At 55.1% G+C, this 17127-nt stretch carries 17 protein-coding genes; 4 read left to right on the forward strand and 13 right to left on the reverse strand.

Features of this window, described 5'->3' with window-relative positions:
- Positions 1 to 9: 9 nt before the first annotated feature.
- Together HZS80_RS09905 and HZS80_RS09910 are read right to left on the reverse strand one after the other, a co-directional pair.
- The gene (locus tag HZS80_RS09905) at positions 10 to 1827 is read right to left on the reverse strand and encodes an SEC-C metal-binding domain-containing protein (protein WP_179915968.1); all 1818 of its coding nucleotides are present in this window, start codon (positions 1825 to 1827) and stop codon (positions 10 to 12) included.
- 106 nt (positions 1828 to 1933) lie between these two features.
- Positions 1934 to 3175 (reverse strand): ABC1 kinase family protein, encoded by a 1242-nt coding sequence (locus tag HZS80_RS09910; protein ID WP_179915969.1) that lies wholly within the window; start codon positions 3173 to 3175, stop codon positions 1934 to 1936.
- A 198-nt stretch (positions 3176 to 3373) separates the two neighbouring features.
- Here HZS80_RS09910 and HZS80_RS09915 point away from each other — a divergent pair, with 198 nt between their 5' ends.
- A complete protein-coding gene (locus HZS80_RS09915) occupies positions 3374 to 5323 on the forward strand; it encodes a DNA topoisomerase III (RefSeq protein WP_179915970.1) in 1950 nt (649 codons plus the stop codon).
- Positions 5324 to 5344: 21 nt separating this feature from the next.
- Here HZS80_RS09915 and HZS80_RS09920 read toward each other — a convergent pair whose 3' ends face one another.
- On the reverse strand, positions 5345 to 6289 hold the full coding sequence (locus HZS80_RS09920) for an AraC family transcriptional regulator (RefSeq protein WP_179915971.1): 945 nt from the start codon (positions 6287 to 6289) through the stop codon (positions 5345 to 5347).
- Positions 6290 to 6498: 209 nt separating this feature from the next.
- Between HZS80_RS09920 and HZS80_RS09925 the strand changes: the two genes are divergently transcribed.
- Both HZS80_RS09925 and HZS80_RS09930 read left to right on the forward strand, forming a co-directional pair.
- Entirely contained in the window at positions 6499 to 7239 is a 741-nt protein-coding gene (locus tag HZS80_RS09925) for an SDR family oxidoreductase (RefSeq protein WP_179915972.1), read from the forward strand.
- A 60-nt stretch (positions 7240 to 7299) separates the two neighbouring features.
- Positions 7300 to 7656, forward strand: a complete 357-nt coding sequence (locus tag HZS80_RS09930) for an Atu4866 domain-containing protein (protein WP_179915973.1) — start codon at positions 7300 to 7302, stop codon at positions 7654 to 7656.
- Positions 7657 to 7712: 56 nt separating this feature from the next.
- On the opposite strand, the gene HZS80_RS09935 is transcribed toward HZS80_RS09930, so the two are convergent.
- Both HZS80_RS09935 and HZS80_RS09940 read right to left on the reverse strand, forming a co-directional pair.
- On the reverse strand, positions 7713 to 8228 hold the full coding sequence (locus HZS80_RS09935) for an MgtC/SapB family protein (protein WP_179915974.1): 516 nt from the start codon (positions 8226 to 8228) through the stop codon (positions 7713 to 7715).
- Between the two features lie 47 nt (positions 8229 to 8275).
- A complete protein-coding gene (locus tag HZS80_RS09940) occupies positions 8276 to 9181 on the reverse strand; it encodes a LysR substrate-binding domain-containing protein (RefSeq protein ID WP_179915975.1) in 906 nt (301 codons plus the stop codon).
- Positions 9182 to 9300: 119 nt separating this feature from the next.
- Between HZS80_RS09940 and HZS80_RS09945 the strand changes: the two genes are divergently transcribed.
- The gene (locus HZS80_RS09945) at positions 9301 to 10002 is read left to right on the forward strand and encodes an FMN-dependent NADH-azoreductase (protein WP_179915976.1); all 702 of its coding nucleotides are present in this window, start codon (positions 9301 to 9303) and stop codon (positions 10000 to 10002) included.
- Positions 10003 to 10074: 72 nt separating this feature from the next.
- On the opposite strand, the gene HZS80_RS09950 is transcribed toward HZS80_RS09945, so the two are convergent.
- The 8 genes from HZS80_RS09950 to HZS80_RS09985 all read right to left on the reverse strand — a co-directional run bounded on the left by HZS80_RS09950 (position 10075) and on the right by HZS80_RS09985 (position 17084).
- Positions 10075 to 10710, reverse strand: a complete 636-nt coding sequence (locus HZS80_RS09950; protein WP_179915977.1) for a LysE family translocator — start codon at positions 10708 to 10710, stop codon at positions 10075 to 10077.
- A 63-nt stretch (positions 10711 to 10773) separates the two neighbouring features.
- Complete coding sequence (locus HZS80_RS09955; protein WP_179915978.1) at positions 10774 to 11313, reverse strand: GrpB family protein; 540 nt, start codon at positions 11311 to 11313, stop codon at positions 10774 to 10776.
- Positions 11314 to 11345: 32 nt separating this feature from the next.
- On the reverse strand, positions 11346 to 13325 hold the full coding sequence (locus HZS80_RS09960) for a M48 family metallopeptidase (RefSeq protein WP_179915979.1): 1980 nt from the start codon (positions 13323 to 13325) through the stop codon (positions 11346 to 11348).
- Between the two features lie 18 nt (positions 13326 to 13343).
- Complete coding sequence (locus HZS80_RS09965; RefSeq protein WP_179915980.1) at positions 13344 to 13940, reverse strand: LemA family protein; 597 nt, start codon at positions 13938 to 13940, stop codon at positions 13344 to 13346.
- A 341-nt stretch (positions 13941 to 14281) separates the two neighbouring features.
- On the reverse strand, positions 14282 to 14521 hold the full coding sequence (locus HZS80_RS09970) for a hypothetical protein (RefSeq protein ID WP_179915981.1): 240 nt from the start codon (positions 14519 to 14521) through the stop codon (positions 14282 to 14284).
- 72 nt (positions 14522 to 14593) lie between these two features.
- Positions 14594 to 15973: a S8 family serine peptidase gene (locus tag HZS80_RS09975; protein ID WP_179915982.1), complete on the reverse strand. Its 1380-nt coding sequence runs from the start codon at positions 15971 to 15973 to the stop codon at positions 14594 to 14596.
- A gap of 105 nt (positions 15974 to 16078) precedes the next feature.
- Positions 16079 to 16885, reverse strand: coding sequence for a type I methionyl aminopeptidase (map, locus tag HZS80_RS09980; protein ID WP_179915983.1), 807 nt, complete (start codon positions 16883 to 16885; stop codon positions 16079 to 16081).
- Entirely contained in the window at positions 16878 to 17084 is a 207-nt protein-coding gene (locus tag HZS80_RS09985; RefSeq protein WP_035565969.1) for a ParD-like family protein, read from the reverse strand. Before HZS80_RS09985 ends, map begins: the two co-directional genes overlap by 8 nt.
- Between the last annotated feature and the right edge of the window lie 43 nt (positions 17085 to 17127).

The following is a 17127-nucleotide window of genomic DNA, read 5'->3' on the forward strand; positions in this document are numbered from 1 at the left end:
AAATTTGGACTAGCGGTGTGTTTCGAGCCAATCCAAGGCCCCTGGCGTAGTGCGCCACTGATCGCGCATCAAGGTGCGGTACTGCCACGCTTCCGCCCGTGAGCCGGGGTCAACCTGGCCATCGGGATGAGGCATGGAAGGCCGCGGGCTATCTGCGCAAATCAGCTCTAACGCGTAGCGGTTATGGCCCAGCACATCGCCAAGCGCGGCTTCTGCGGCCTCCCGCTGCTCTAACCGATAGAGCGCCAGGGTTTTACCCATTAAAAGCCCCAGCACCAGCGAGCCGTCGTCGTCATTCTCTTCCGCCAGCGCCAGCGCTTCTTCGTTGCGGTCATCCCGCAGTAGTTGGTCCAGCACCAGCTCGCGCAGCCCCAAGCTATCTTCCTGATCGATCAACAGTAACTCTTCGGCCAACTTACGGGAGTGCTGACGCGCACCGCGCTCCATTCCCACTACCAGCGCCAAGCCAGTACGTAGCAACATCGCGTTGTTGGCATCATCCCAACACAGGTTGCCGTCGCCTTCGGCGCGGGCTTGCTCCAACCAGCGCGAGAGGCGCAGCGCCAGTGGCTCCAGCAGGCTTGGCGCCATCCAAGGCAGGCTGCCAAAGCGGCTGGTAAGTGCCAACGTTAAGTCTTGCACTACCTGCGGGGCATCTAGCCACTCAGGATGCGCGCACAGCGCCGACATCCACTCAATGGCGTTGCCCCAGGGGTCATCACGAAAACCCAGCGCGACATCTTCATCGACCAGTACTTGAAACTGCTCATGCCAGCCGGCAAACAGCGTGGCTTCACGGGCGCTGGTGTTATACAGCAATCGGCCACTTTCAGGATCGGCGCTGACATCGATTTTGGGCGCGGTAGGCAGCGCGGCCAGCAATGCTTGAAGCGCCACCAGCGGAGTAGCGAGATCCTCTTCTGCGCTGAGCAATTGGTCAGCCAGCGTCGCGCCGGGGTTATCCGCCAGTGCGGCTAGAAACTCCAACTGATCTTCGTCCAGCTCGCCTTGGCGAACCAGGCGGCGATACCAGAAGTTAGCGCGCTCTTTGGCTTCCTGTTCATGACCTTCATGCAGCAGCAGCATGGCTTCAATGTAAGCCAAGGTAGGCGAGTCAGGCAGCGCCTGTTGGGCTTTCACGAATGCCCCGCGAGCGCTATCCAGATCATCGTTATCGAGGTGCATCAAGCACAGTCGTTCAAGGGCAACGCCGCGTAAGAACAGCGGCCCACGTTCCATCACCTCGTCAAGCAAATCGGCGCGCTTGCGGGTGAACCCGCGCTCTTGATAAATATCCAGCAGGATTTCAAAAGCGGGTTCCGCCTGCTCCGGCAGACGTGACCAATCGCTACCGTCGAACAGCGATTCAAGAATTTGCATTGCGCGGCCTGTTTGACCGCTTTCAGCGGCGATCAACCCGGCTTCAAGCAGCGCTTGAGGGGGCGCGTGCTGGCTATCTAACGCCGCTTTCAAGGTGGCGCCCTTCCACTCACGTAGCGACAGCATCCACATCATCTGATCAGGGATATCGGTGGGAAACTCAATCTTGTAGCAGCACTGCTTGAACTTACGCCCAGAGTCGCACCAGCAAGGCTCATTACGACCCGGTGTAGCGAGTGGCTCGCAGGTAAAATTAAGCCGCTCCAGCGGCGTTTGCGACCACAGCACGGGCGCTAATGCCTGAACCATTGCCACATCGCCTGCAAATGAGTCCGCCCCTTTGGCGCGCACCCAGGTCATGAAGTCCGGATAGTGTTCTTGTTGCCTGATTGCCGAGAGTGCCCCGGAGGCAAATCCCAGCAGCTGATCGACCCATACCGCCAGCATTGCCGTCTCCACTGTGTTTTACGATGACCCGTAATCGATGTCTAAAATGAAAGCGGCATAGTTTATCACGAAGGCCGACGCCCTCGCAGCGGCAATCGGTTTATCGTTAATGGGCCCGTTGTAACAATGGGGTCGTACGCTCATTCATATCCAATCGCGCGCCTAAACGCACAAGATTCCAGTAGTGACCGTTGAGCGCGCGTGAAAGCAGCAGTGTATCTGCAGGTGGCTGCAGGCGGTCCATGGCCGCCCAGACCTTTGGGGTTAGCTCTCGTAACTGACGATGTACCCGCACATCGCTGAAATCCTGCTCACCCGGTGCGAACAGTGGCGCGATACACTCCGCCGATTCGCGATAGAGCGCTAACGGCGCGCCCTGCCCTTGGCGACCGCCCATCTGCATCAGCGCCTCATCCATGCCCATGGGGTCATGCTTTAACGTGGCATCAAGCAGCTGCATCATCGCTTTGATGCGCGTCTCCGGCACGGCGATCACCGCGCCTAAATCGTAAATCACCAGTCGCCCTTGGGCATCGGCAGCGAAGTTACCCGCATGGGGGTCAGCGTGCAGTTCGCCGTAGGTAAATAGCTCCTGAGTAATCCAATCAGCTAATGTTTGGGCCATGCCCTGGCGCGTCGCATCATCGGCATCCGCCAACTCTCGCAACGGCGTGCCGTCGACAAAGCGCATCGCCAGCACGTGTTGCCCGGAAAGCGCAGGCAGCGGCTCGGGAATGACAAGCCTGGGGTCATCTTTGTAACGTTCACGGTAACGGGCCAAGGCATCGGCTTCAGCGTGATAATCCAGCTCTCCCCTGAGGCTTTCGGCGAGCTCATCAAACAGGGCATCCAACCGCGCCTGTGGCACCTTAAACCAACGGCCTAACCGCATAATGCGCCGCACCTGAACCAAATCACTCTCTAATACATCGGCAAGGCCCGGATACTGCACCTTGAGCACTACCGTTTCACCCTCATGGGTGGTGGCACGGTGCACCTGACCCATGGAGGCACTGGCAAACGGCCGCTCCTCGATTTTGCTGAAGTAGAAGTCGATATCGCCATATTGCAGTACCAACGCTTCTCGAATCCGCGGCCACGGCATGGGTTCGGCTTGGCGCTGCAGGCGAGCTAACTCCTCGGCAAGATCCGGGGGCAGCAGGTCATCCCATTGCGACATGATTTGCGCAAGCTTCATGGCCGGGCCTTTAAGCTCTGAAAGCCCTTCAAATAGCGCTTCGCCCAAAGCACGCCAATCTGCCTGACCGCCTAAGCGGGTTTTCAGCAACGCCCCACCGGTGCGTGCGCCCAACCCCATCAAACGTCGTGTTCTGCCTCGTTCGCGCATGCTTATACCCCTTAAAAACCCATCCCGATGACCCAACTCAGTCTCACTACAAACAATTATCTATACAAACTTTGTACAAACTAACAGCATTGACAACTTATCGCATCACTCTACTGCCTTACTGCCCCACCCACCAATGCCAGTCAAGCGTCTGCTACCATAGGCACCATCAAAGGATACGATGAAGGCTTCGCTGCTATGCGCCTGATAATTGCCGAAAAACCCAGCCTCGCCCAAGCCATTGCTGAGGCCTTACCGGACACTGGCCGACGCCAGGATGGCGCAGTGGTATGTGGTGACACCACGGTCACTTGGTGCCTGGGGCATTTATTAGAGCAAGCGCCGCCGGAGGCCTACGATCCCGCCGATAAACAGTGGCGTTTAGATCGACTCCCGATTGTGCCGCACCAGTGGAAACTGATGCCTCGTTCTAAAGCACGCGGCCAACTGGCGGTGATTCGCAAACTGATCAAACAGGCCACCGATGTCGTGCACGCTGGCGACCCGGACCGCGAGGGCCAGCTGTTGGTGCAGGAAGTGATCGAGTACATGAAGTATCGCGGCCCGGTGCAGCGGCTGCTAATTAGTGATCTTAACAAGCCCGCCGTCAGCCGGGCACTTGCCAAGCTGCGCTCCAACGTTGAGTACCAGCCGCTCTTTCTAGCAGCCCAGGCGCGTTCCCGTGCTGACTGGCTGTATGGCATCAATCTAACCCGCGCCTGGACACTTACCGGTCGCCAGGCGGGGCACGATGGTGTGCTTTCCATAGGCCGTGTGCAAACCCCGGTGCTGGGGCTGATCGTGCGCCGCGACAACGCCATCCGCGACTTTGTACCCCATCCGTTTTATCCGTTATGGGTGGATCTTAAAGTCGCCCAGGGCCAACTGCGCGCCTGGTGGGCCCCCAAAGAGCATGAACCGCTCGATGATCAAGGGCGCTTGATTGATCGCGCGCCCGCGGATGCCCTAGCGTCGCAGTTACCCGGTGCATCAGGACAACTGACCAAGCTCGACCAGCAGGAGAAACGACAGGCACCGCCGCTGCCCTATTCACTTTCCGCGCTGCAGGTGGATGCTGCCCGCCGCCACGGGCTATCCGCGCAGATGGTGCTGGATATTTGCCAGCGACTCTACGAGCGCCACAAGTTGATCACCTACCCGCGCTCCGATTGTCGCTACCTGCCAGAGGAGCATCTCCAGCTAGCTCAACGCAGCCTGACTGGCGCTTGCCAAAACGATCAAGCGCTCCAGCAGTGGCTTAATGGGTCGGACTTTACGCTACGCTCCAAAGCGTGGAACGATAAACAGGTCGGTGCGCACCATGCGATCGCACCCACTGGCAAACCGGCAGATTTCAGTCAGCTTTCTGACACCGAAGGCCATGTTTTTAGATTGATCGTGCGCAATGTGATGGCGCAGTTCTATCGCCCACTGCGCACTTTCGAAGTCAAAGCGGAGTTTACGCTGCTGAATGAAGCCTTCCGTGCCCGCGGCCAAAGCATTCTCGATCCCGGCTGGAAGCCGCTCTTCACGACCCGCGATGAAACCCCACCGCTGCCCCCGCTCACCCAAGGGGAGTCCTGCCAGGCACTTAGCGCAGGCGTTGAAGAGAAAGAGACTCGCCCGCCGGAACCGTTTACCGACGCCAGCCTGATCAAGGCCATGATGAACATTGGCCGCTACGTAGATGATCCGGACGTACGCCGCACACTCCGCGACACCGACGGCCTGGGTACAGAAGCCACCCGGGCGGGCATTATCGAAACCCTGGTACAGCGCGGCTACTTAGTTCGCCAGCAAAAAGCCCTGCGCGCCACCAAGCTCGGCTGCGCGTTAATCGCCGCCCTGCCCAGCGCGGTAAGCACACCGGAGCGCACCGCGCTATGGGAGCAGCGGCTACGGGCGATCTCCGAACAGCAGGACGACCCCGGCGCCTTTCAGCAAGCGTTACTGGACGACTTACGTGGCCTGCTCACCCATAGCGACGCCACCAAACTGAGGCAGAGCCTGCAAACCGCACAGGGAGAGGCTGGTAGCCCTCCGAAACGCACGGGTAAGCCGAGAAAGAGCTATGCGAAAAGGAAAAGTACGGGAACCCGCTCGAGTAAGCCAGGCAAGCGCAGTAAAGGGTATATGAGTAGCGATTGAGGGGTACTTTTAGACTTATAGTCAGTGAGGCACAGCGATATCGACCAGGTGAGTCGGCGGCAATAGATCAAGGCTCGCTTTCATGGTGCGCACTTCCTCTGCTGGCGGGCGGCCAAAAAAACGCTTAAATTCACGACTAAACTGGGAGGGGCTCTCATAGCCGACCCGGCTAGCGGCGGCGGCTGCCGTTACCCCGTCACGTATCATTAGCAGCCGCGCATGGTGCAAACGGGTGGATTTAATGTATTGGATAGGCGAGGTTTGGGTCACCGCCTTAAAGTGAACGTGAAAGGCTGGCGCACTCATGCCTGCTTCATTGGCCAGGCTGGCGACTTCCAGCGGATCGGCATAGTGGGCATGAATACGGTTGAGCGCCTTAGCGATTTTGCCAAATTGGCCATAGTGGGAGAGTGCTGTTCGAACACTGCCCCCCTGCTCTCCCGTCAATACCCGGTAGCAGATCTCCCTGACGATAAAAGGGGCTAGTATATGCACATCCGTCGGGGAGGCAAGCGCACTCAGCAGCCGTAACGTTGCATCGGCCAGCGACGCTTCCAGCGGGCTGGAAAGCATTCCACGCGGCGCCTCTAATGGCGGCCCTCCCGATGTTTCCAGCATCGTCACCAACTCAGCGATCACTAATGCATCCAGGCGGATCGCAATCCCCAGCATTGGCTCTTCAGGGCTGGCTTCTGTTTCCGACGTAAATGGCAGGGGCACCGATAACACCAAGTAATGCTGTGCATCGTAGATATAGACCTCATTCCCCAAATAACCACGCTTTCGGCCCTGGCAGATAATGACAATACTCGGCTCGTAAAGCACCGAGGTATTTTGCAGTGGGCGGTTAGAGCGCATAAAGCGCACGCCATCCAATAACGACTGGGTATAGCCTTCGTGGGGTGCCAGTTGGTATAAGCACTCGACGATCTTACGGTAAACCTCAGCATCGCTCTTCAATGTCATGTTAACCACCTCTGTATATGCATGCCGCACCGGAATTAACTCGCCGCGCCGGGCACCTCTTAAGAGTAATATACATGCTGGGTGGCTTAACGCGCCGCACGCTATTAACAATCAAATAGGATTAGGCAATGATGCAATAGGAACGCCTATACTGATGCCCGCCGTGGCAGCTTAATCTTCTCAAGGTCAACCACCGAGAGGATTATCCAATGACGACGTTATCAACCCCATCTTCTAAAGTTGTTTTATTAACCGGTGCCAGCAGCGGTATCGGTGAAGCCACTGCCCGCTGGCTGGCAGGCCAAGGGCACCGCTTGATCATTGGTGCGCGCCGCACCGACCGGCTGGAAGCATTGACCCACTCCCTGCGCGCAGAGGGTGGCACAGTGGATTTTCAGGCGCTGGATGTCACCAATCTTGAAGACATGCAGGCGTTTGCGGATTTCGCGATCAATACCCATGGCCGCATTGATGTGATCATCAACAACGCTGGCGTAATGCCACTCTCCCCTTTAGCGGCGCTCAAGGTTGATGAGTGGAACCGCATGATCGACGTTAATATTCGCGGCGTACTCAATGGCATTGCTGCCATTCTGCCGACGATGCAGGCCCAGAAGAGCGGTCAGGTGATCAACATCTCATCTATTGGCGGCCTCACCGTTATGCCCACCGCCGCCGTTTATTGCGCCACCAAATATGCGGTTCGCGCCATTTCCGATGGCCTACGCCAGGAAACCGACAATATACGCGTGACCTGTGTCTACCCAGGTGTGGTGGAATCGGAACTGGCCCATAGCATCACCGATGCTGAAACCGCAAAAGCGATCGACGTTTACCGTCAGATTGCGCTCAAGCCCGAGGCGATCGCTTCAGCCATAGCCCATGCCATTAACCAGCCCGATGACGTCGACACCAGCGACATCGTGGTGCGGCCTACCGCCAGCCAATAACACCCCTTGCGTCACGCCCGAGCTGTTGCCGGGTGTGCGCCTAAGCACGAGTGACTTCACATGCAAGAAACCAAGCCTTCCATATACTGGACACGGGCACTGGTGGTCGCTGGCATTATCACTATTTTTCCAGCGGCCACCTCTGCTCAAACCACCCCGAACGAAGGAAATGCCCCCATGACAGACCACCCGTATGTTGGAATGTGGGTCACTAAAGATGGTCGAATTCGTCATGAACTTTTAGCCAACAATCGTTACGACGAGGCCCGCGGTGAGCGTGAAAGCGCTTACCAAGGGCGGTATCAGGTGACGGGTAACTATATCGAATACTGGGACGACACCGGCTTTACTGCAGACGGCGAATTTATAGATGGCGTGCTGTATCACGCCGGTATGGTGCTATATCGCAAGGAGTAACTTTCAATCCAAATGGGGCACTACCAATAAATAACAACGCCCTTACATCAAAGCCATTAAACATCGGAACTATCTTCATCATGCCCTGAGTGGGAAGCTTTTTTCTTGCTGATGGGGCGCGAAAAGAAAGGCACCACATAAAGCACCATCCAGGCCAGCAACGTACACAAAACGGCTGTCTGCTCGCGCCCCAGACCAACCGCTACCCCAATGGCGGCAGTCAGCCAAATACCGGCCGCCGTAGTGAGCCCTGAAGTCGCCTGCTCATCTTTTCGAGTAATGATAGTGCCCGCACAAAGAAAACCGATGCCTGCAATGACCCCCTGAATAACACGACTCATCTCTGAATCAGAAATACCCGCTTGCTCGGGAATAAAGATGAATAAAGCAGCTCCCATGCAGACCAGCATATGGGTCCGTATACCGGCCGGCTTGCCTCGCTGCTCTCGCTCGAGCCCCAACAGGCCCCCGAGAATAGCCGCCAGCAGTAGCCGGATTACCACAATGATGAGCTCACCCACATCGTTAAAATCTGAAAACTCAGAGATTACAATCTCTTTGATTTCTTGCACCTTTTAGCTCCTATACGTCCTGTCTGATAGTCCATCATACCCACACGTTAGTGCGCTTGAGCACACAACCCACCCGGCACCGCCACTACCCACTCACGTATAGCCAGAATCGTTGGATCATGCTGACGACTTTCCGGGTAAACCAAAAAGAACGGCTTGCCTACCAATTCCGGGCCGAACGGTTGCACTAAGCGCCCTTCCTCTAATTCATTCTTAATCAACTGACGGCTCATCAGCGCTACGCCCTGCTCTCCAACGGCAGCAGAAATCGCGTGGGTCTCATCAGAAAACACCAGCCCAGCACTAACATCTAACCCAGGCACCTTTGCGTATTTCTGCCAGAAGCTCCAATTCAGTGGCGCAGACACTTCTCCCTGAGGGCGAAAATGAATCAACGGGTGCAGAGGCAGCTCTGCTACATCACGCAGGCCAAGGCGCGAGCTACAGGCCGGGACAAAGGTGTTATCAAAAAGTTTCTCCGCTACCAACCCCGGCCAGCGTCCATCGCCATAGCGAATGGCAATGTCTGCCGTTACCCCATCCAGAGGAACCGGCTCATGGGACGCATGAATGCGCAAATCAATATCGGGATACGCGTCGCGTAGCAGGCATACCCAGGGCAGCAACCAGCGGACCGCCACGGCTGGTGTTGTCGACAGCGTAACGGTTTGGCGGACAGGTACAGCGCTCAGTCGTTCGACGACATGGCTGATGCTATCAAAGGCTGTTTCCAACACCTGCTGCAGCTCGCGGCCCTGAGGTGTCAGCTCCAATTGACGAGGTTTACGCAAAAATAGCGAAACGCCCAGCGCCTCTTCGAGCCCTCGGACTTGGTGGCTAATGGCAGTGGCAGTCACCGACAGCTCTTGTGCAGCCTGCTTGGCGCTTTCATGGCGGGCAGCCGCTTCAAAAGCGCGAAGCGACGAAAGAGAGGGTAATCGGCGATGGTTCATGAATGAGCTCTACTCATCTATAGCGGCAAGAAAAGATCGTTTGTTCAGGCTGAAAGACAAAGACTAAGCTAAGCCTGTTGTTAATTATAGATGAGTTCAACTCACACAAGGAGGCTACCATGACACATATACTGCATATAGATGCCAGCGCCCGCCCCGGTATTGCGGGAACCGATAATCACGGTTCCCATAGCCGCCACCTGTCCCATCGGTTTGTCCATCAATGGCAATTGAGCTGCCCACAAGATACGGTCACCTATCGTGATATAGGTCAGAACCCGCCGTCGATTATTAACCACGACTGGATTGCGTCTGCCTTCACCCCCGAAGAACGGCTAGAACCCTGGATGAAGGAGGCGCTAGCAGAAAGCGATCACTTGGTTGATGAGTTAATTGCCGCTGATATTGTGGTGATAGGAACGCCGCTATACAACTTCGGTATGCCAGCCGCCCTTAAAGCATGGATTGATCAAGTGGTGCGGGCCGGCAGAACGGTGGAGTTTGATGACACCAATCCGATAGACCCTTTTGTACCCAAGCTTACAGACCGAGAAAGGCATGCCGTTGTGCTCACAGCTAGAGGCGGCGTGAATATGGCACCAGGAGAAGAAATGGCCCATATGAACCACCTGGAACCCCACCTGGCCACGGCGCTAGGGTTTATCGGCATTACCCGCCTTCATTACATTGCTATCGAAGGCCAGGAAGTGGGCGGTGAGCTACTAGCCGCTTCCGTTGCCGAGGCAGTCGGTAAAGTTGAGTCTCTGGTTGGTGAACTGCAGGTGGCGTTCCAGGACGCTCCAAGCCCCGAACCAGCCTAAAGCTATGTGATGTGAACAACCAGCATCTAAGGTGCGGAGATCGCTGACTCGGGAAATCCGTGCCTTGAGTATCTACCTAGCACTCGCTGCCAGCCGTGCACCCAATGCCACAAACAGTGCCCCTAAGCTTCTATCCATCCATAAACCAACGCGCGGTTTGCTCTTCAGAAAAGCACCCAGCTTAGCTCCAGCCAGTACCAAAGGGGGTTCTATTACCGCGGCGACCACGATAATCAAGCTGCCATGTAATAAAAGTTGCGCCTGAGCAGGACCAGCGCCCTCGACGATAAATTGTGGCAAAAAAGCCAGAAAGAATACGGCCACTTTGGGATTTAGTGCTGACACCAGCATACCCTGCCAATAAACCGAGGATAGGCGCTTGGGGCTCTGCTTTTCTGCTGCAATAAATTGATCGCCTCGTGACAGCAGCATTTTGACACCCAGCCAGATCAGATACGCTGCCCCGACCCATTTAACAATCGAAAACGCCAGAGCGGATGTCGCCAGAATTGCCGAAAGACCAACTGCGGCCATTGCTACATGCAGCACCGCTCCTGTCCAAATCCCAAACATAGCGGCAAACCCTTGCCGTCGGCCACTACGTAATGTTTGCCCCAATATGTAGGCAATATCTGGCCCCGGCGATAAGTTCAAAAGCACGGCAGCAGAGAAAAACGTCATCCAGTGAAACAGCGAATATTCAAACACAGTTAATCCCCTATATATTTACAACTACCAATAAATGAAGAGGCTCAAAGTCTGGAACGCTAGTTAGGGGCCACCTCTCAGCGCTTCGCAAATAAAGTCTCCCTTCGCAGCCGTGTAGGCTTCTCGGTCTGAAGAAAACTCTACTGCCCACAGGCGCTTCTTTTTCTCATACCGTTGCGAAAGCTCAGTATCAGCACGCAGTTTATTGCGAAAATCCAACCGACGATGCCACTCCTCGCTGCCATATACCATAAGATGCAGATGATGCGTCCTACGTCCCTCAGCCCATCGCATTAACCAACGTCGCCCCACCAAAGAAGCGTTGTACTCCATTGATGTAGCATATTTCGCACGGCACAACGGCTCCAATAAGTCATCAGCCCGGGATATTGAGTCAACGCCAGCCAGGATATCAATGATCGGCTTGGCCGATAGGCCAGGAACAGCGGTACTTCCGATGTGCTCAATGGCTAGAAATTTATCTGGAAATAATCCTAGTAGCCGGTCTCGCTCCTTCTCGAATAGAGCTGGCCAAGTGGTATCGTATGCAAATAGCGCGACCTCCTCATGGATGGCTCGATTCAAAGATTCCGTTTCATCCATGGTTGAGGTTCCCCTGTTTCACGAATTGTTGTCTATGCCTCATCTGATAACAGTGGCGGCATGGGGCAATCGAGAATATCGGCCATAGCACGGAACAGTTCGGCTTCGGCAGGCAAAATACGTCCGCTGTGCTCAATACAGCGCGCCATCGCTTGCAACAGCGCAGGCTTATGCAACGGCTTTAAACGCCGCAAGCGCTCAACCGCTAGGCTGAGTGCACGCATATCACTTATATCGACGGTGGCCCTCAATGAGAACGGCAGCTCACTCTCAGCAGCGTTGAGCGCCGCGCTTATCTCAACCGGGTCATCTTGCCCGGCGGTTGCAAGCACCGTTAGTAGCAGCTGACACTCCCGCTGCAGGTCGTTTAACTTGAGGTTAGCGGGCCCACTCCCTTGCTGGCCTATGTTGCTCAGTAATAGCTGATACAGCGTCCACTCAAACAGACTGACCTGACCATCCGCCTCGATCAACCTTTCCATACAGAGGCGAAAATGCTGGGCCTGCTCCACCGAGAGCGACCGTAACGCTGGCAGCGCCAGTTCTATTAGAGGCAAGCGTAACTGTACATCCAGCCTCAACATTTCAGGGCCATAATCCATCAGCGCTCGGTAAACATCTGGCAGTGCAACTTGATGCAACGCCTTGAGCTGATGTTGACGCATCGTCTTATCTTGGCTGAGCAGCAGTGAATAGATCAGAGCACGAGCGGCATGGGGCTCATGGGCGGCGATTTTAATCCGCTCAGGCAGCGCATCTAGTGTCGCTCTAGCCTGGTTAAGATGGCGCTGGTCAGGCTGGCCCATGGTATTAATGGCAGTTTGAGCAGAGGCACCGGTTAACACAGCCGCCATTGCCCCCGTTCCCGTTGCTGTTCCCGAGCCGAATCTGGGCTCCGCTTCAGACCGCTCACCGTTGCCTTCTGGTTCTGTTGCGTCATTCTCGGCTTGCTGGCTGGGCCAGTTCTGATTGCCATTGACAGAGACTTCGAAGCGGCCATTCCAATCGGGCATGACCCGCTTGATACGATCTTTAAGTGGCGGATGGGTGGCCATCATTTGGCTAAACCCCTGCCGTACGCCTTGACCGAAGAACAGGTGGCTGAATTCCGCCGCCTGTGTCGCTTGCAGGTGAGAACCCTGGCTGTGCGAGCCGATTTTAACCAGCGCATTACCAATCCCCTTAGGGTTACGGGTAAACTGCACCGCAGAGGCATCCGCCAGATATTCACGCTGCCGACTGACCGCCGACTTGATCAAGTTACCAAAGAAGGTACCTGCGTAACCGATCAGCATTAGCGCCGCCCCCAGCGCTAAAACGACAGCGCCTGAGTTGTCGCGTTTTCCACCGCCGACCCGCCGAAAGCGCATACTACGCAGCAGTGTACCGCCCAATAAGCCAATGATTAGGATGCCATGCAGTATGCTGATCAGGCGCATATTCAACCGCATGTCACCATGCAGAATATGGCTAAACTCATGAGCTACGACGCCCTGCAGTTCATCCCGCGTCAGGTTTCGGATCGTGCCGCGAGTAATCCCGATCACTGCATCATTGGTTTGATAACCGGCGGCGAAGGCATTGATGCTCTCCTCCTCCAGCACATACACGGAGGGCACTGGCGTACCAGAGGCAATCGCCATCTCTTCAACCACATTGAGAATACGCCGCTCATCAGCATCACGGGTATTAAGGTTGATCTCGCGTCCACCAAGGGCTTCTGCCACTACCCGGCCACCACGCCTTAGCTGACTGCGTTTGAATAGCCCGCCCAGCACCACGACGGCCAACACCGCAATAGCAACGCCAGTGACCAGTTCAATCGAGAGTGCCGACCACATACCCTGAGCAGAAAGATTGGTTTGTGTAGCAGATTGCTCTCCCATTAGATGCAGCGCGATGGTAATTGCCAGCGTGGTAACAGCAATCAGGGCAAGTACTGCCAGTACCATCAAAACGACCAGACGCCCGGTTTTACGCCGGGCGTGATCCTGCGCGGTAAAAAAATCCATGTCGCGTTTTCCCTGAGCTTAGAACGACACCGTCGGCGCCACTTGAATCTGGGCGCTGTCTTCAAACTCTAACAACGAGGCATCCTGTCCATGGCCGAACATGCCCGCCACTGCTACCGGTGGGAAACTCTGCCGATAAGTGTTGTAGTGCATCACCGCATCATTAAAGGACTGCCGCGCAAAGGCCACTTTGTTTTCAGTGCTGGTTAGCTCTTCTGACAATTGCTGCATATTTTCTGAGGCTTTTAGATCCGGGTAGGCTTCCATGACCACATTGAGCCGTCCCATCGCCTGTGTCAGCGCGCCCTCTGCACCGCTCAGGTCTGCCATGGCTTTGGCACTGCCTGGATTTGCCGCAGCCGCTTTTAGCCCAGCGGCGGCTGTATTACGAGCCTCGATTACGGATTGCAGCGTCTCCCGCTCATGACTCAGATACCCTTTGGCAGTTTCAACGAGGTTAGGAATCAGGTCATGCCGACGCTTAAGTTGCACTTCAATTTGAGCAAAAGCGTTCTCAAAGCGATTTTTCAACGACACAAGTCGGTTGTAGATACCGATGACGTAAAACGCAATAGCGGCGATGATCGCCACGATAATGATGAGTGTAAGCGCCATGATCCTTCCTTAGAGTAGAAATTAGATATGTAATAAAAATAGTAACACCTAAAACAATTTAAGTACGGCAATGCAAAAACCAAGTTCAAACACTTATACTGATAGCTCTGCTTGATTCATTTGATTATGACCGACACTCAAACTGCTCTTGAGTACCAGAAATACGACTAATAAATATGCTATCTACAACGGCAGTATGGTTCAGTATGCGAATAAAGAAATTCGCATCACTTTCTGGAAGCAAATGAATTTGCCGCTCTCCGAATGAAAGAAGTTCAATATTTGCCCACTGTTTATATCTAAAAGCGTTTGCATACCGCATAGCAACTTTTCCTCTTTGCTTACCAGGTGTTTTCAGAGCCCGGCGGCCCCATGTCGATCTGAATATCCGGGGCAATATCCACCACGCCTTGGATATGCTTCAGTCGATCCGCAGTGGCAATGTCTGCTGATCCGGTGATGCAGCCAATCTCCTTAAGAACATCCCGGATGGTTAACCCTTCTGCACTAAGGCGTGTAGCTATTTCCTCAATCGACTGGTCGCTTGAAATCGTCACTATCCAGAGCTCTATATTTGCCATCGATCTTACCTTCGAAGTCTGTTCCCTAGGCAGGGCCGCTTGGGATACCCGCCTAGAGATAATCTGCTCACATTAAGGTGCTTGCACCAACCCTGCTCCCACGCCGAATTCAGGCAACGGCAGCTCTTGCACCGAAGCCACCAGCTGCTGCCACAGCTTCCTTCCCCGCAATGCGTCATCAGACTGTGCCCAAAGGGCTGCGCAGCCTGCCACGTGTGGCGCCGCCATGCTGGTGCCACTGATTGCCTTATGCCGAGTAGGCCGGGGCCATGAGGAGAAGATATCGCGCCCAGGCGCGGCAATCTCAATCTTGCCATGATTGGAAAAGCTGGAGGGTTTCAGGTTCGGATCGAGAGACGCGACTGACATCACCGTAGGCGAGTTGGCAGGCGCGCCCGTATTGGTCGCAGAATTCCCCGCCGCGGCGATAATGAGGCACCCATTACGCAGCGCCGCTTCACCCGCATGGGTGTAGGCGGCCTGCACCGGGCTCTGGCTGCCAAGCGACATCGAGATCACCTCACACCGGTTGGCAATGGCCCAGTTCAAGCCAGCGAGCACGCCCGCCCCGGTACTGCTGCCCGAGTTGGTCAGCACCTTCCCAACGTAGACCTCAGCTTCATACGCGATACCGTAACGCTGGGTGTTTTCACTTGGCGCCTGGGGGCCACAGGCCGTGCCGATACAGTGCGTACCGTGCCCATTCATATCTTGCACTGGCTCACCGACAAATGAGCGGGTAACGAACTCCCGTCCAGCGAAATCCGGGTGGCCAAGATCCATTCCGGTATCTAGCACGGCCACCTTAATGCCTGCACCACTCCAACTACTTTGCGGCACCCTGCACCGGGTTAGCCCCCATGTCGACTGCTGAGCTTCAGACTCAGCCCCCTCATCGGAGTCCTCCCTATCAAGGTCGACACCCAAGTCGCGCGCGATGGTGCTCGCTGCCCGCAAGAAGCCGCGGAGGTATTCCGAGTTTTTAGAACCAGAGTTTTTAGAGCCAGAGTTTTTAAAATCAGAGCTTTTAAAATCAGAGCTCTCGGAAAACGCAAAGTACTCCGGCTCAATGATTTCGATAGGACTATCCGCTGACACCTTATCCAACACACTCATGCCATGTTGCTCCAAGGCATCACCACCTACCAGTGCCACGCCTAGCTCGGGAAATACCATCGCTTCGGCATCCCCCGCGTCTTCCAGGCTGACGGCCTGATCGGTAAAGTCACGGGCATCAGCCACCCGAAAGTTCTGTGCTTTTAACGATTTGATACCCTCTTCCATCCATCCGTCACGAAAGCTGATAAGAAAGCGCCCTGTTTCCAGGCAGCTACCGCCTCGTTCCAGAGCCGCTAACAGAAGTTTTTCGGTGCTACACGAAACGGTGGCAAGCACCCCGTTTTCTCCAGTGGGTGTGTTACCGTTTCCGCGGCCTGTCGGTTTTTTAGCCATCGCTGACCTCCATTTCGTCTGGCTTTCAAACGTTACTGCTCAAGTGCTTACCCATAAAAAGCAAAGCCTCTCTATGCAGAGAGTCGTGCTTTCAGCTTAACGCACCTAATGATCTTCGCCAGATTGAATGAGTTCAGCGGGAATACGCTCGTCAGCCCGAAGGGTGAGCACTTCAAAACCGGAAGCAGTGACGGCAATCGTGTGCTCCCACTGGGCTGACAATGTTTTGTCACTGGTGACCACCGTCCAACCATCCCGCTTGGTTTTTATCTTGGCCCTGCCCTGATTAATCATAGGCTCGATGGTAAACACCATGCCCTCTTTTAACGCCAAGCCTCTGCCTTTCTTTCCGTAATGCAGCACCTCCGGCTCTTCATGCATTTCCCGGCCAATGCCGTGGCCGCAATACTCACGAACCACAGAGTAGCCATGCTGTTCAGCATGTTGCTGAATCGCATAACCCACGTCGCCCAAGGTGGCACCGGGCTTGACCGCTTGAATCCCTTGCCACATGGCTTCGTAGGTTTTATCGACCAGTCGCTTGGCAAAGGGAGTGACATCGCCAATCAGGTACATCTTGCTGGAGTCGGCAATAAAGCCGTCTTTCTCCAGGGTAATATCGACATTGACGATATCGCCTGATTTGAGCGTTTGCTTGTCGGATGGAATGCCATGGCACACTACGTGGTTCACTGAGGCATTCAATACGTATTGGTAATCGTATTGCCCCTTACTGGCCGGGCGAGCCTCCAGTTGATCGACGATATAACGCTCGGCCCAATCGTTAATAGCCATGGTGGATACGCCGGGCACTATCCGTTGGTCGAGATGACTGAACACCAATCCGAGTAGCCGGCCGGCTTCCCGCATTAAGCGCAACGCCTCCTCGTTTTTTAGCGTTACCTCACTCACCGACCACCTTCCTTACTTCAACGTCGGCTTGTTTCATTTGCTCACGCATAATCTCAGAGAAAGTCATGGTCGGATTGGCCTCAGCGAGCATGCCCACTTTTATCCAGTACTCTGCCTGGGCATTGATAGAGCGCACCATCACCGAGCTCGCTTTGCGAATATCTTCGTGCAGCTGATCATTGATTTTTACGATACCCATCACACCACCCAATATATGAAACGAATATAAATCATATACGAAT

The organism is Vreelandella glaciei (assembly GCF_013415125.1).
Taxonomy (GTDB): Bacteria; Pseudomonadota; Gammaproteobacteria; order Pseudomonadales; family Halomonadaceae; genus Vreelandella; species Vreelandella glaciei.

Excerpts from the sequence above, each read along its gene's own strand:
- HZS80_RS09905 (WP_179915968.1), bottom strand. The coding sequence starts at position 1,827 with ATGCTGGCGGTATGGGTCGATCAGCTGCTGGGATTTGCCTCCGGGGCA.
- HZS80_RS09910 (WP_179915969.1), bottom strand. The coding sequence starts at position 3,175 with ATGCGCGAACGAGGCAGAACACGACGTTTGATGGGGTTGGGCGCACGC.
- HZS80_RS09915 (WP_179915970.1), top strand. The coding sequence starts at position 3,374 with ATGCGCCTGATAATTGCCGAAAAACCCAGCCTCGCCCAAGCCATTGCT.
- HZS80_RS09920 (WP_179915971.1), bottom strand. The coding sequence starts at position 6,289 with ATGACATTGAAGAGCGATGCTGAGGTTTACCGTAAGATCGTCGAGTGC.
- HZS80_RS09925 (WP_179915972.1), top strand. The coding sequence starts at position 6,499 with ATGACGACGTTATCAACCCCATCTTCTAAAGTTGTTTTATTAACCGGT.
- HZS80_RS09930 (WP_179915973.1), top strand. The coding sequence starts at position 7,300 with ATGCAAGAAACCAAGCCTTCCATATACTGGACACGGGCACTGGTGGTC.
- HZS80_RS09940 (WP_179915975.1), bottom strand. The coding sequence starts at position 9,181 with ATGAACCATCGCCGATTACCCTCTCTTTCGTCGCTTCGCGCTTTTGAA.
- HZS80_RS09945 (WP_179915976.1), top strand. The coding sequence starts at position 9,301 with ATGACACATATACTGCATATAGATGCCAGCGCCCGCCCCGGTATTGCG.
- HZS80_RS09955 (WP_179915978.1), bottom strand. The coding sequence starts at position 11,313 with ATGGATGAAACGGAATCTTTGAATCGAGCCATCCATGAGGAGGTCGCG.
- HZS80_RS09960 (WP_179915979.1), bottom strand. The coding sequence starts at position 13,325 with ATGGATTTTTTTACCGCGCAGGATCACGCCCGGCGTAAAACCGGGCGT.
- HZS80_RS09965 (WP_179915980.1), bottom strand. The coding sequence starts at position 13,940 with ATGGCGCTTACACTCATCATTATCGTGGCGATCATCGCCGCTATTGCG.
- HZS80_RS09970 (WP_179915981.1), bottom strand. The coding sequence starts at position 14,521 with ATGGCAAATATAGAGCTCTGGATAGTGACGATTTCAAGCGACCAGTCG.
- HZS80_RS09975 (WP_179915982.1), bottom strand. The coding sequence starts at position 15,973 with ATGGCTAAAAAACCGACAGGCCGCGGAAACGGTAACACACCCACTGGA.
- HZS80_RS09985 (WP_035565969.1), bottom strand. The coding sequence starts at position 17,084 with ATGGGTATCGTAAAAATCAATGATCAGCTGCACGAAGATATTCGCAAA.